The sequence below is a fragment of the Streptomyces sp. NPDC026246 genome (genome assembly GCF_055567995.1).
This window is the reverse complement of sequence record NZ_JBVHPJ010000021.1, coordinates 43450-56303: the sequence shown is the minus strand read 5'-3', so window position 1 is coordinate 56303 and position 12854 is coordinate 43450. Positions and strand designations below refer to the sequence as shown.

Genomic DNA, 12854 nt, shown 5'->3' with positions numbered 1-12854 from the left:
CGATTCTCCGCTACGACGGACCCGTCAAAAATCCGCTCCGCCGCGTGCTGGACGAGCCTCGCCGGTGCTTCCATCCTGCTTTGGCTCCGCGTGCCGCTCTGCAAGCCTCGTCAGCTTGGCCGGCCGCTGGAACACCTCGTCCAGCAGCGCATCCATGAACTCCAGGATTGCCGCAGCATCGTCCAGTTGCATCGGCTCATCGCCGATGTCCCCGTGCGCGATGCTGTTGCCGTCCTTCCGGATCTGGTGGCTCGTCTTCTCCGTGAGCGGGCTGATCATGCCCTGCTCCTTCATGGCAGTAATCTTTGGAGCGATGCCGTGAGCTGTGACGCCCTTTGCCTTGGCCGTCGCCTCAACCACTGCTCGCGCCAATGCCACCGCGCCGCGTGCCGCACCGATGCTGAGGCACGCGTGCGCTTCGCTAGCCGTCTCAGCTATCTCCTTCGGCACGTCAGGAAACGCGGGACGGCGGATCTTGGTGGGCTCCCATTCGAGCACTTCTTGAGCAAGCCGCTCCTTGGGGGTGCCTGCCCCGCCCCTGTAGAGGGACGCCCAACCTACGGACAGTCGCTTGCAGTTCTCGTTCGAGCACCGGAATGCAGCCATATAGACAGGCCTCTCCCTGTCTGTAAGCCCATATCCCCGGGTGGGCCAGACCGCTTCGGGTAGCTGGTAGGGGTCCAGGACCATCGGCATGTGAGTGCGGTCGCCGCACCAGCCGCAGATTGTGCTTGCCATAGGCAGACGATACGCGTGGTGATCGATCCGACGGGAGCGATTAACACACGTTATGCGCATCCCCCCGAGCGAATCTGCGGCCGGGACTACGCGCGACGCGGGAGACTCTGAAGCAAGGACGCCCGGACGGAGTGGACCGCCAGGGCGCCAGAAGGCGGCATGACCTGAATGGCCGGCATCGTGATGTGAACCTGGGCCGCGCTTTCCACGAGTCCACGCAGAGGGCCTGCCTTCAGGTGCAGGAGACGAGCGGTGCACTCACGGCACGACGGCATGCCATCGCGGGAGCGCCTGCACATGAACTGGCCCTTGCGGTACGGGTGGACTGAGGAGCGGTGGCCGCACCGTGGGCAGCTGCTGCCGTGTCGGGCGTCGACGTACCGGCGCGTGCGGTCGGCATTCGGGTAGGGGCGGTGTCCCATGGCTTCCTCCAGGGGGGCGACGCTCTCACGGTCTCACGGCACCGGCCCCGGCTTCCCCTCGAAGGGCCCAGCCTGGGAGTAGGAACATTAACTGGAGCTAGAGGGTCTATTGCCCCGCCTTACTGCGAGGCCGGCCGCGCTAGGACTTCTTCGGCTTGCACGTCCTGCACGGGGCCAGCCCCGCTTCCAGAGCTTGGTACAGGGTGATCTCGTCGGGCTTGTTCTGCGGTCGGCAGCTCTGGTTCGTTCCCGTGTGGTAGGCGGTGCCGCGCCCCGTCGGGCCGCTGGGGGCCTGCCACCACTGCGACACCACCACGGTGATGTCCAGCTGCTCTAGCTTGCGCTGCACCTGCCCCAACTCGACCTGCAACTCCTGCTGGCGTGCGCGAAGTCGTGTGCGTGCTGCGTCTGGGGACTCCATGGGACCCACCCCCGTCCGGATCTTCCTTGGCGCAAGTGAGCTTATCGGGGACCACGGCACGCGGCCCCTGACGCCCACTCAACCCGTAGATGTGAATAGACGCTTGACTAACGAGACGGCGTGCGCGACCCTCTACTCGTAAGTCCAATGTCCACTCACGTCTGATGTAACGGGGAGCCGCATGAGAATTACGGTCACGATCGACCAGCCCACCGGAGACTTCCAGGAACGCCTCCTGGCTCTCCTCGCCGAGTACGCCGCCGACGTGGAGGAAGACGCCCACTGGACGATCCCGCGCGCCGAGAGCTACTACCGCTCCCTGCCCGCCCGCGCCCGACGCATCGTAAAGGAAGCCGTCATCCGCGACGGCTACGTGCCCGCCGATGAACTCCGCGACGACGAGAACTCCAGCCTTCGCGGCCACAGCGCAGCGCTGAAGCGCGCCATGCAGCGCGGGGTCATGCTGGGGCGCTGGCCCGAGGGAATGCAGGCTCCGATCGAGCCGCAGGGTCCCGGCTTCGGCAAGGTCGTCGGCTACCGGATGCCTGCCGACCTCGTTCAGACCTTCTACACCGCCATCAAGAACACTGAGAAGTGAGGACTCGCCGTGAGTGACTGGCTTGCGGACTACCTGGACTGGAAGGCCGACCACCCCGAACTCGACCAAGCCGACGTTGTGGATGACGGGCTGGATGCCCTATTCCGCAGGCTCGGACCGCCCGCCGACCGCGCCACCGAGAAGTGAGGACGTCGTCCGTCGAAACGCAACGGTGCCCCCGCCTGAAGGAAGCAGGCGGGGGCACCGTCATGCAGGCTACTGGGTCAGGTCCGCATCGTGAACGAGCCGCCAGCCGCGATCTGCTCCGCGTACTGCGTCAACTCCGGCTCCGTGATCGACCCGCCCGGCGTCGCCTTCGCCCACCGCTCCGCAAGAACCGGCTTGATCTCCTCCACCGGGCGCCCCTGGAACTCACGCGACATGCCGTTCAGCATCGACTCCAGGTCACCCGCCAGCGGGCGCAGCACCTTCGACGCCTGCTTCTGCACCGCGCGCTCCAGCTTCCGCTGGTCGCTCGCCGAGAATTTGAACCCGCCGCTCTTGGCCATATGGCCTCCCCTTCTCCAGGACCCGCCGCCAGTCCCTGAGCCCTCCTGGCCCCTCGGCAGTCCGAACTGCAACCACCGTAGCCGGGCCCACTGACAACGCCGGGCGGTCGGCCTACTTCCGCGCGACCTGGGCCCGCCAGGCTTCCAGCTCCCGGGTGCACAGCACACACAGCGGGTTCCCGCCCAGCCCATAGCGGTGCGTCGGCTGCTGGCACTTCGTACACGGCCCGACCTGCGACGGAGCGCACTCGGGGGTCGGAGGCTTGGGTCTGTCGGAGGTCGGGGTGCTCATGCCTGCCATCGTACGAGCGTGCGGAGGGAATGAGGCGGCCGGGCGCCGGGACACTGGGCGTACCGCCTTCCCGAACGGAGCCCGCCCATGTCCGACGCCCCCTCCCCCGACATCGAGCCCGTCTTCCGCAGTGACGTGACGGTGGAGCTGGTCAAGCACACCGCGTCCGACGCGGACGTCCTGTTCGCCGCCCGCGTCTCCACCCTGGGCGAGCAGTCCCTGGACGAGCTGAACAAGGACCCCGAGCGGTCCAAGGGGCTGATCAACTACCTGATGAGGGAGCGGCATGGAAGCCCTTGGGAACATACGTCGATGACGTTCCTGGTCAGCGCCCCGATCTTCGTCTTCCGCGAGTTCATGCGGCACCGCGTCGGCTGGTCCTACAACGAGGAGAGCGGCCGCTACCGCGAGCTCCAGCCCGTCTTCTACACCCCCGGCCCGGACCGGCGGCTGGTCCAGGTCGGCAAGGCCGGCCACTACAGGTTCGAGCCCGGGACCGTCGCGCAGCACGAGCTGACCGGGCGGGTGATGGTGAACGCCTACCGGCAGGCCTACGACGCGTACCAGGCGATGCTGGCGGCCGACGTGGCTCGGGAGGTAGCTCGGTCGGTGCTGCCCGTGGGCCTGTACTCGTCGGCCTACGCCACCTGCAACGCCCGGTCGCTGATGCATTTCCTCGGGCTGCGCACCACCAACCCGGCAGCGGTGATCCGGTCGAGCCCGCAGCGCGAGATCGAGATGGTTGGCGAGCAGATGGAGAGCGCTTGGGCGGAGCTCATGCCGCTCACCTACGCGGCGTTCAACGCGAACGGGCGCGTCGCCCCGTAGGTCAGCTGGCGGCGGACCAGACGTTGTTGGCGTCCGGCGTGTACCCGGACAGGGTGATCGAGGCCGGGAGGGCGGTCTGTCCGGCCGCGGACCGGCAGAACCGGTATGCGCCCGCGGTCAGGTTGGCGTTGCCGGGGGTGAACGTGGCGCCGAGGGTGCTGCCGCAGGCGAACGTCGGGCTGGTGGTGCCGTTGAAGAGGAACGCCACGTACAACTTCCCGGCCGCAGCCGCCACGGACCCGGTGAGGTTCATGGTCTTGTTGCCGGCCGTGTTCCACGTCGTCGACATGTCCGCGGTGATGCCGACCCGGTTCCCGGCCGTGTCGTACACCCCGGCCAGGCACTGCCCGGCGGTGAGCCCGGACCCGGCGGTGCCGATGACGGCATGCAGCTTGGTGAGGGTGGCCGCGTTCCGCAGGACGATCTGCATGAGGTAGATGAATCCGGCGCTGAGGGTGGTGCCGGTGGTGGTGCACGAGGCGGGGTCGAACGTCCACCCGGCGAGTCCCTGGTCGGCGGGGGTCCATTCGTTGCCGGGGGCGGCCGGGGTCTGCCACGTGCCGGGCGTGCCCGCGGCGGTGCACAGCCACCAGACGCCGGTGGAGTCCTGGACGGTGTCCCCGGCGTCCCAGGAGCCGCTCGTCGGGGGGCCGACGGTGGCGCGGCGGCCGGCGAGACGCACGTTCGTCAGGCTGTTGCGGGCGCCGAGGGCGGCGATGCCGGTGGCCGGGTCGAGGGTGTGCACGGCGGCGCCGTACAGGGATGCGACGTACTCGCGGCGGCCGGCGTGCTGTGCCGCGTCGGCGTCGGCGGCGTACCGGTCGTAGGAGTGCTGGTCGCCGTTGAAGCCGTTCCCCGACCACACGCTGACGATGAGGTCCTTGCCTGTGGCCTCGAGGTCGAGGGCGTCTCCGTCGACGCGGAAGCGGTAGCCCTTGGTGAAGTCGGTGACGGTGAGGTTGCCTTCGGCGATCTGTGCGTTGCCGGCGACGTTCAGGGCGGACAGGAACGCGGTGCCTTGTTCGATGGCGGCGACCCGGGTGAGGCAGTCCTGCACGAAGCCGTCGAGCTGGGTGACGCTGCCGCCGAGGTTGCCGACGGTGGTGTTGAGGGTGCCGAGGTCGGTGCTGGTGGCGAACTTGTTGTCGGCCCAGGCCCGATCGCCATGCGGGTCGGTGGCGTTCGTGTGGGCGGTGACCTTGCTGGTGGCGTCCGAAGCAGCGGCGGTGGTGGCGGCAGCTTGGGCAGCGTCGGCCTTGGTCTGGGCACCGATGGCCGTCTCGAGGGCCGCGGTGTTGGGGATGCCGTGGACGTCGGTGGTGTCGGCGGCGTGGGCGGCGACGGCGGCCGCGGCGGTGCCGGCGGGTTCGGCGCCGATGGCGGCCGCGGTGAGGGCGTCGGTGCCGCCGGTGGCGTGCGAGGCCGCATGCGGCAGGGGGGTGCGCGGGTTGGTGGTGGTGGGGTCGGTGGAGCGCAGCGCCACATCGTCTCCGGCGCCGGCGGCACCGAGGTCGGGCTGGGGTCCTTCGGGGCCTGTCTCACCCTGGGGGCCGGCCGGTCCGGCGGGGCCTTGCTGTCCGTCTGCCCCGGCCGGTCCGGCGGGGCCTGCCGGACCGGGTTCGCCCTGCGGGCCCTGGGGGCCGGTGGCGCCTTGGGGTCCTTTAGGGCCTGCCGGGCCGGGCAGGTAGACGACGGTGCCTTGCCCGGTCTGCGTGTCGGACAGGTCGGCTCGGATGCCGCCCACCCAGTGCGTGCCCGTGGCCGGCACCACGATGTAGGTGCGGATGGGGGTGCCGTCGAGCATGCGGCCTTCGGTGATGCACCACAGGGTGTCCCCCGCATCGGAGACGATGTCGCCGTTGGGGGTGAGGTCCACGGTCCAGGCGCCGTCACTGCCGGCGGTGATCCGCTTGGGCTGCACCAGCTCCCCCGGCACGGACGCCACATAGCCGACGGCGGGCTTGCCCGTCACATCGACGAGGGTGGCCGTCATCTCCACCCGCTGCGGGGCGGCCGGCCCGAGCAGCTTCCCGGTCACCGTGGTCATTCGTACTCCAGTTCAGACAGAAGGCGGGCCGGTCGGTTCCCGGTCGGCGGGTGGTGCGTGGTGGTGCTGGGCGCGGATCACCATGCGGATGCGCTGCACCACCAGGGCGGCGATGACCAGCAGCAGCAGAGTTCGCGTGGCGCGGAGCGCGGCGGCAGGTGCCCCGTGGTCCCAGAGGGTGATCGCCACGGTGTAGGCGCCGAGCGCCCCTATCGCCAGCGTGAACGTCATGATGTGGCGGCCCACCGGGGTGGATCTCCACGGCGCCTTACGTTCGTAGACGACGGCGAAGACGAGGCAGCACAGGGCGACCAGACCCGAGGCCGCAACGTTCGCAAGCTGTGCGCAGTCCATTAGCGTTGGCCTCCCTCGAAGCCTTGGCGGAACAGTTCCGCGAAGTGGTTCTGCTCCCGCTGGTCGGCCAGGCCGGCAACAACACGGGAGACGACTGGCCAGTAGGCGGCGACCGCCTTACGGGCCTCTCGGGCGCGGGACAGGGCGTGTTCGGCTTCCCGCTGCCCCTTCGTCTTATCGACCTGTTCCGGGCGCTGAGGGGCAGTGTCAGGACGGCGGCGCAGCAACCGACTGATCCATCGCATCCCCGGGCACCTCCCCTCGTATGGCACGCAGGACGTGGTCGGCGAGGCGGGACAGTTCCACGAGTTCACCGACCTGGTTCTGCGCTTCGATGCGTGCGGCTTCGCTCTCCCTGTGGGCTTCCCGCCATGCATCGCGTTCCTTGGCGAGTTCGGCGATGCGGTCGTCGCGGTCCTTGCGTACGTCCTCGAGGACGGATCGGGCGACGAGGTTGCCTCGGAGAATGAGCAGCACGATGAGGGTGACGATGGCCCCGGCCCCGCCCGGCAAGAGGACGTTGACGGCCGACAGGTCGTTCACCGGTGCCGCTCCTTATAGGTGGGGCACGCCAGCACCGCTGCCAGTCGACGCGTGGCGTGCCTCGCGGTCATGGGATGTCAGATCTCGCGGTCGGCGACGACGAGCCGGGTGCCGTTGTGAGCCACAGGCGCCGTTACCTGTGTGCGGTCGTAGGCGCCCAGAGCGAGGGACACGAACGACAGCACCACGGCCTGCGTGGTCACATCCCAGTCAAGGCCGAGACCGACGGCGAGAGCGATGGCGGCCTGGACGAGGCCGAGGATCGCGGCGACGACGCCGTCCTTAGTGGCCCAGGCAATGAACACACCCATGCCTGCTGCGGCGACCGCGTTGACCCATGCCTGGGTTTCCTCGTCGACCTCGATGACGAACGCGGAGAACAGCTTCACAGCGACGGCGAACAGCGCCAGCCAGGCCGCCGGTTCACGGCCGAAGAGAACGATGGGCTTCACGAGGGTCTCCTTGATGGAAGGTGGGGCTTGCGGGCTGCGGGGAGGGCGGTCACGAGAACAGCCGCTTCCACGTTTCGGGGCCGGGGTAGCCGTCGGCGTCGGAGCCGGTCCACTTCTGGGCGCGCTGGAAGGCCTGCACGGCCTTGCGGTCGGCCTCGCCCCAGCGAGGGCCGGGGCCCACCTGGTAGAAGCGGCCGTAGCCCTTGCGGACGAGTTGCTGGCCGAGCTGGGTGACGTACTTGTTGTTGGCTCCGGGCTTGAAGTAGTCCCGGCCCGGGAACTTCGGCACGCTCGACGCGGGCGGCTTGGGCTGCGTCGGCTTCGTCGGGGTGGACGGCTTCGTCGGCTGCTCGTTCAGGCCCTGCTTGGCGAGGGCGATGACACGAGGGAAGTCCATCGAGCCAGGGTCGCCGTGGTCGTTCTCGGGAACGTGCTGGTGGCCGCACCAGCCCTTGAAGGCGTTCCACTCGGTGAAGGACATGCGGGCCGGGCTGGAGCCGTAGGAGGCGGGCGTGACGCCGGGACGCCGGGAGTCCTTGCCGTAGGCCAGCCAGTTGCTGACGCAGGTGAGGGGCACGGCGTGGTAGTCGTGCAGCCAGCGCACCAGCCAGGCGACCTCGGCGAGCGCCCAGTCGGGGGCGGTCGGCCAGTGCAGGTAGTCGACGCCGGCCTTCTTGCCCGACCAGGTCGTCTTCTTGGTGTCGTCGCAGGTGCCGACGAGTTCGATCTGGAAGGCGTTGTTGGTGTTGGTTTGTACGCCGCCGAGCTTGTTGGCGAGCGCGCGGGCGGACTCGTCGACGTCGTAGTGCTGGTACCAGCGGATCTTCTTGGCCTTGATGTCCGGGACGCCGGTCACGGTGGGGGCCATTGCGCCGCTGTTGTAGGAGGGCAGGGTCATGCCCTCGGTGGTGTGGACGACGCCGCAGTTCACTTCCATGTCCGAGCCGGAGTAGCGGCCGGATCCGTAGAAGTAGGTCTGGGAGGCACCGGGGATCTTCTGGGGTCCGTTCCTGGCCACGGTCAGTCCTCGTCTCGGGTGCGGGGGCTGACGCGGGGGACCTCGAGGCGTTCCCAGGCGACCCGGTCGGGGATGCCGGACACGTCGCCGCCCTCCTTGGGGCGCAGCTGGTGCTGGAAGCGGGCGAAGGCGTCGCGGTGGGCGTTGGTCCAGTCCGGGCCGAGGTAGCGGCCGTCGGAGCAGCCTTCGGCCTCGAGGCGGCGGGCCATGGCGGTGACGATGGGGCTGTGGCGGCCGCCGTGGAAGAAGTCGGCGCCCGGGTACGGCTCGAACGCGCTGGTGGTGTCGGTGGCCGGCTCCGGGACGGCCGGGGCCGGGGTGTCGGCGCCGGGGACCGCGTCGGCGGTGGTCTGCTTCGGCTTCCGGGCAGCCGTCTGCTCGTCCTGCTGTGTGGTCGGATCGGGCATCGCCCGGACTCCTGGATCTCCCCGCGCCCAGGTGAACAAGTGCTGGCGGACCGCAGGTGCGCGGTCGTCCCTCGGCGGGTGGAGCACAACGAGGGCGGAGGGTCGCCCAGTGATCAGGGTATGGCCGCGGCGGCCGGGCGTTCCCCCGGCCCTGCGGCGGTCAGGACATCTCGGGCTGTGGGTCCAGTCGGCTGTAGTCGGTGATGGGCCGGTTGTAGCCGCAGCGGGCGCACACGATGCGGATCTTCCCGGCGTTGGAGTACACCATCGGCTCGGTCGTGGACTCGTTCAGGTTGCGGCAGGGCTCGCCGTCGCCGCGGTCCTGCGTGGTGCACACGGAGGTGACCTCGTACCAGGTGGCCGGCTCGACGGTGATGACGGTGCCCAGGGTGTCGCCCGGCGGTGGCGGCGGAGGCGTGTCCTCTTCCGGCTCGGGGGTGGGTTCCGGGTCGACCTCGACCGGGGGCAGATCGGTCTGGGTCTCCTGCGGCTCGGTGTCGGGCTGTGTGGGCTCAGGCTCGCTCATGTGCCGTACGCGATCCAATCGATGTTGGTGTTGGTGGTGTTGGTGCGGGTGCACCAGACGGTGAAGCCGGTGGAGGTCTGGTTGGTGACGCCGACGCCGGTCACCTGCGTGCCGGGCACGGTGGTGGCGGCGGTGGCGACGACGCGGATGTTGGTGCCTTTCAGGCTCAGCCCGGTCACGTTCTGGCTGGTGGGGGTGTTCGCCGCGGAGGGGGTGATGGTGAGCCGGCCGGCGGCGACGTTCCCGGCGGAGAGGATCCCGTCGATGGCGGTGTTGCCGTTGGTGTCGACGCTGAACTTGGTGACCGCGTTGAGCAGCAGCCGGAACAGGTAGCCGGTGTGGCCGGTGTCGGCGTTGACGTACAGGGCGCTGGAGGAGGAGGCGGGCGCCAGGACCTCGATGCGGGACTTGTTGAACTGGGCGTAGCCGCTGTAGACGAAGAGATGGTTGTTCTGGCTGGTGTCGCTGGTGTTGATGTAGCCGATGCTGGCGCGGGAGTCGTTGAGGGCGACGCGGCCGCCGATGGTGGTGGTCGTGCCGTTGCGGAACCGTTCGGCCACCCAGAAGTCGTTGCCGAAGAACGTGCGCCATTTCATGTCGCTGAACGACGAGCCGGTGAAGGTGCCGCTGTTGAGGCCGAGGTCTGCGGCGCCGGCGCTGTTCTCGCTGACGTTGATGACGGCGTTGTTGGTCTTGGCGGCGTTGCTGAACTGAAGGTTCGGGTAGGCGTTGTCCGGGTCCAGCCAGAGGATGGAGCCGTTGTTGCCTTCGAGGAGCAGCCCGCGGTCGGACAGTTCGCCGATGGCGGTGGGGGTGGTGGCGTCGTAGACGAGGACCTTGTTGGCGCCGGCTTCGTTGATGGTGACGCGCGGCCCTGTGGTGGCGGTTTGGATGACGCCGCCGGTGACGGTGCTTCCGGTGATGGCGCCGGTGAACACGCCGGAGCCGTCGGCGGCGTCGAAGCGGATGGTGAGGTCGCCGGAGCTGTTGTAGACGCGCAGCCCGTCCTCGTTCAGCTCGACCCGGGCGCCGGCTGGGTCTCCCGCGACGAGGCGGGTGACGAGCTGGAGGACTGCCTCGAGCTTTTCCGCGGTGACGGCTCCGGCCTGGATGGCGGCCGCCTGAACGGATCCGGCTTTCAGGTCGGGGCCGTCGACCTTGATGGGGGTGGCGGTGGTTTCGGCGGAGGGGGCGCCGGCGTTGCCGGAGGAGTTCACGGCGGTCAGGCGCACGTAGTGGGTCACGTAGGGCAGGGGGATGACGGGCAGCATGCCGCCGTCTCCAGCCTTGGTGATGGTGCCAACGTAGGTGGCCGCCGACGGGGTGAAGCCGGTGGTGGTGGAGACGTGGACGGCGACGTGGTCGAAGTCGGACGGGAGGGCTGTGCCGTCGGCGAGGGTGCCGTCCCACACGATGCGCAGCCCGCCGATGGTGGACGTGACGGTGGGGGCGGTCGGGGCGCCGGGTGCGGGACCGTCCACGGCGATCAGGCCGATGGTGCCGTCCGCCTGCATGCCGATGCGGCCCCGCACCTGCCCGGTGTTGTCTTTGACGACGATGTTGGCGTTGTCGAGGGCGGCGTGCGACAGGCGCGGAGAGCCTTCGACGCGGGCCAGGCGCTGCTCCAGCTCGACGAGCTTCTTCCCGATGTCCATGCTCACTGTCCTCCGTAGACGTACATGCCGGACGGGCGTAGCGACACCTGGGCCTGAGGGCCGCCGCGGGCGGTGGGCTTGATGGTCCAGCCGATGACGCGGCACCAGCCGGTGTAGGAGGTCCAGTTGTTGTGGACGCGGGTGTAGACGTCGTCGCCGACCTGCCAGGACCCGAACGGTGCGGCCGCGGTGTCGCGGAGGGTGACCTGCTCGATGCGGCCCATGGACTGCCGCCAGGCCCGCTCCCACTCCACGCGGGCCTTCAGGACGTCGTTGCCGTTGATCTCGGGGAAGGCGGCCGCGGCCTCGAGACGGAGGCGACCGTTGCGGACGGCGGAGACCTGCCGGAGCTTGGCGGAGCCGTCGCCGGCGCCGGTGCCGATGACGACCTGCGCGTAGTCGTCCCCGGCCAGCGCTTCTTCGGGGTCTTCGATGATGTTGACGCCGCTCGAGAACTCGATGTCCTTGCGGCGGGCGCCGAGCCGCGGCCAACCCAGGTGGATGCGTTTGACGACGTCGGTCTTGGCCGTGTTCCAGGCGGTGGTGCACGTGTACTCGGGGGTGCCCTGGTCGGACACCAGCTCGTCGACCTGGTCCCCGAGGCTCTTGGTGTCGTACCAGTAGGAGTGGTGGACGTCGGCGGGGGTGCCGACGGTGGACGTGGAGGTGGTCGAGTCGACGGTGACGTTCAGGTCACCGTCGGGGATGGACTGGGCGTAGGCCCAGATGTTGCGGATGACGGCGCAGCGGTCGGTGTAGACGTAGGGGCCGCGGCCGCCGTGCTCGCCGTCCAGGTCGAACCGGTGCTGGAGGTAGGACGACCAGGAGGCGGCCTCGAGGGCGTAGTCACTGCCCTGGGCGCGCACGTCCCAGATGAGGCCACCCCATTCGATCTGCCCGTCGGACTCGACGTAGATCTCGGTGGTGCCCGGGTCGGCGAGGGTGGGGTTGGAGGCGACCAGGCGCGGTGAGAGGGTGCCGCGCAGCTCCCCCGGCCCGGACAGTTCCGGCCCGTACTCCAGGTCGGTGACCGGGAGCGCCGTCGACAGCCACGCGCCGGTGAGGGCGTGCCGGGTGAGGACCCGCACCGGTGGCGGCACGGTCACCGGGGGGCCTCCTCGAACTGCACGTCCGCGACCAACGTGGTGCCGGAGTCGACGTAGACGCGGCCGACCTGGCTGTTGTCGGCGGCCGCTGCCCGCACCCGCAGCAGTTGGGTGGTGCCGCGGTAGGCGCTCGGGATGGTGAGGGTGTCGGCGACGATGCCGGGGATGCGGCGGGCCGGGCTGCCCTGATTGTCGTCGAGGGTGGTGGGCTGGAGGGTGAGGCTGGCGCCCCAGGTGGCGGACAGGTAGCCCCAGAAGTTGCCGAGCGCGTACCGGATCGGCGACACGTCGACCTTCACGATGGCCTTCGATGCCCAGTCGGGGATGGCGATGTTCCAGCCGGCGGCGGTGGAGAAGTAGGAGTAGCTGGTGCTGGAGCCGATGCCGCTGCTGATGCTGGCCGGGGACTGCGTGACCACCGTGCGGGAGCGGCGCGGGTTGGCGACCTTCCGAAGGTCGGTGATCATCGCGCTGGTGATGGTCGACGTCGAGGCGGGGATGTCGATGCGGGCCAGGGGGATGCCGGTGCGGCCGTCGGGGATCGTCGTGGCCGACGACGACACGTTGGAGATGACCTGGAAGTAGGCGACCTGGTCGACCGCCGGATTCAGGGAGCCCTCGTACTCGGGGTCCTCCACCCGCACGATGACCATGTCGGAGCGGCCCGAGCCGGCTCCGGTGGCGGCGATGTCAACGTTGACGGAGCCGATGTTGCACACCGAGTAGGAGCCCTGGAAGGTGTTGGCGCGGCCGCGGATGACGCCGGACCCGTCGCCGACGGTGACCCCGGCGCCGGGTGTGGAGCGCTGGGAGACCTTCAGGTCGTCGCCTTGGGTGATGCCTTCGGCTCCGTTGGACAGGTCCCGCACGAGCATGCGGAACTGCTGCGCGGAGTGGGTGGCCCCGTTGGTGAGGAGGGGCCTCGGGAACAGTGCCAT

The 12854-nt window shown here is 69.4% G+C and carries 17 protein-coding genes; 3 read left to right on the top strand and 14 right to left on the bottom strand.

The features are described from left to right. Positions 1-24: 24 nt before the first annotated feature. On the bottom strand, positions 25-498 hold the full coding sequence (locus ACZ4M5_RS33560; protein WP_467742679.1) for a DUF4145 domain-containing protein: 474 nt from the start codon (positions 496-498) through the stop codon (positions 25-27). A gap of 801 nt (positions 499-1299) precedes the next feature. Next, complete coding sequence (locus tag ACZ4M5_RS33555; RefSeq protein WP_467742677.1) at positions 1300-1581, bottom strand: hypothetical protein; 282 nt, start codon at positions 1579-1581, stop codon at positions 1300-1302. 181 nt (positions 1582-1762) lie between these two features. On the opposite strand from ACZ4M5_RS33555, the gene ACZ4M5_RS33550 reads away from it, so the two are divergent. Further along, complete coding sequence (locus ACZ4M5_RS33550; RefSeq protein WP_467742675.1) at positions 1763-2179, top strand: hypothetical protein; 417 nt, start codon at positions 1763-1765, stop codon at positions 2177-2179. Positions 2180-2188: 9 nt separating this feature from the next. Beyond that, a complete protein-coding gene (locus ACZ4M5_RS33545) occupies positions 2189-2326 on the top strand; it encodes a hypothetical protein (protein ID WP_467742673.1) in 138 nt (45 codons plus the stop codon). Positions 2327-2403: 77 nt separating this feature from the next. Here ACZ4M5_RS33545 and ACZ4M5_RS33540 read toward each other — a convergent pair whose 3' ends face one another. Then, the gene (locus tag ACZ4M5_RS33540) at positions 2404-2688 is read right to left on the bottom strand and encodes a hypothetical protein (RefSeq protein ID WP_467742671.1); all 285 of its coding nucleotides are present in this window, start codon (positions 2686-2688) and stop codon (positions 2404-2406) included. A 379-nt stretch (positions 2689-3067) separates the two neighbouring features. On the opposite strand from ACZ4M5_RS33540, the gene thyX reads away from it, so the two are divergent. Beyond that, positions 3068-3808: an FAD-dependent thymidylate synthase gene (gene thyX / locus ACZ4M5_RS33535; RefSeq protein ID WP_467742669.1), complete on the top strand. Its 741-nt coding sequence runs from the start codon at positions 3068-3070 to the stop codon at positions 3806-3808. Between the two features lies 1 nt (position 3809). Here the strand turns inward: thyX and ACZ4M5_RS33530 are convergent, their stop codons facing one another. From ACZ4M5_RS33530 to ACZ4M5_RS33480, 11 genes are all read right to left on the bottom strand, one after another. Beyond that, positions 3810-5855 (bottom strand): hypothetical protein, encoded by a 2046-nt coding sequence (locus tag ACZ4M5_RS33530; protein ID WP_467742667.1) that lies wholly within the window; start codon positions 5853-5855, stop codon positions 3810-3812. Positions 5856-5867: 12 nt separating this feature from the next. Beyond that, positions 5868-6209: a putative phage holin gene (locus ACZ4M5_RS33525; protein WP_467742665.1), complete on the bottom strand. Its 342-nt coding sequence runs from the start codon at positions 6207-6209 to the stop codon at positions 5868-5870. Beyond that, positions 6209-6454 carry a DUF7620 family protein gene (locus ACZ4M5_RS33520; protein ID WP_467742663.1) on the bottom strand — a complete coding sequence of 82 codons (246 nt, stop codon included), beginning with the start codon at positions 6452-6454 and terminating at the stop codon, positions 6209-6211. The genes ACZ4M5_RS33525 and ACZ4M5_RS33520 overlap by 1 nt, the downstream gene beginning before the upstream one ends. Continuing rightward, entirely contained in the window at positions 6417-6752 is a 336-nt protein-coding gene (locus tag ACZ4M5_RS33515) for a hypothetical protein (protein WP_467742661.1), read from the bottom strand. The genes ACZ4M5_RS33520 and ACZ4M5_RS33515 overlap by 38 nt, the downstream gene beginning before the upstream one ends. A gap of 77 nt (positions 6753-6829) precedes the next feature. Continuing rightward, positions 6830-7204 (bottom strand): hypothetical protein, encoded by a 375-nt coding sequence (locus tag ACZ4M5_RS33510; RefSeq protein WP_467742659.1) that lies wholly within the window; start codon positions 7202-7204, stop codon positions 6830-6832. A gap of 49 nt (positions 7205-7253) precedes the next feature. Continuing rightward, the gene (locus tag ACZ4M5_RS33505; protein WP_467742657.1) at positions 7254-8222 is read right to left on the bottom strand and encodes a peptidoglycan-binding protein; all 969 of its coding nucleotides are present in this window, start codon (positions 8220-8222) and stop codon (positions 7254-7256) included. A gap of 2 nt (positions 8223-8224) precedes the next feature. Then, positions 8225-8629, bottom strand: a complete 405-nt coding sequence (locus ACZ4M5_RS33500; RefSeq protein WP_467742655.1) for a peptidoglycan-binding protein — start codon at positions 8627-8629, stop codon at positions 8225-8227. Positions 8630-8789: 160 nt separating this feature from the next. Continuing rightward, complete coding sequence (locus ACZ4M5_RS33495; protein WP_467742653.1) at positions 8790-9155, bottom strand: hypothetical protein; 366 nt, start codon at positions 9153-9155, stop codon at positions 8790-8792. Beyond that, a complete protein-coding gene (locus ACZ4M5_RS33490; RefSeq protein ID WP_467742651.1) occupies positions 9152-10810 on the bottom strand; it encodes a phage tail protein in 1659 nt (552 codons plus the stop codon). The genes ACZ4M5_RS33495 and ACZ4M5_RS33490 overlap by 4 nt, the downstream gene beginning before the upstream one ends. 2 nt (positions 10811-10812) lie before the next feature. Then, positions 10813-11916, bottom strand: a complete 1104-nt coding sequence (locus ACZ4M5_RS33485) for a hypothetical protein (protein ID WP_467742649.1) — start codon at positions 11914-11916, stop codon at positions 10813-10815. After that, positions 11913-12854, bottom strand: coding sequence for a hypothetical protein (locus ACZ4M5_RS33480; RefSeq protein WP_467742647.1), 942 nt, complete (start codon positions 12852-12854; stop codon positions 11913-11915). The genes ACZ4M5_RS33485 and ACZ4M5_RS33480 overlap by 4 nt, the downstream gene beginning before the upstream one ends.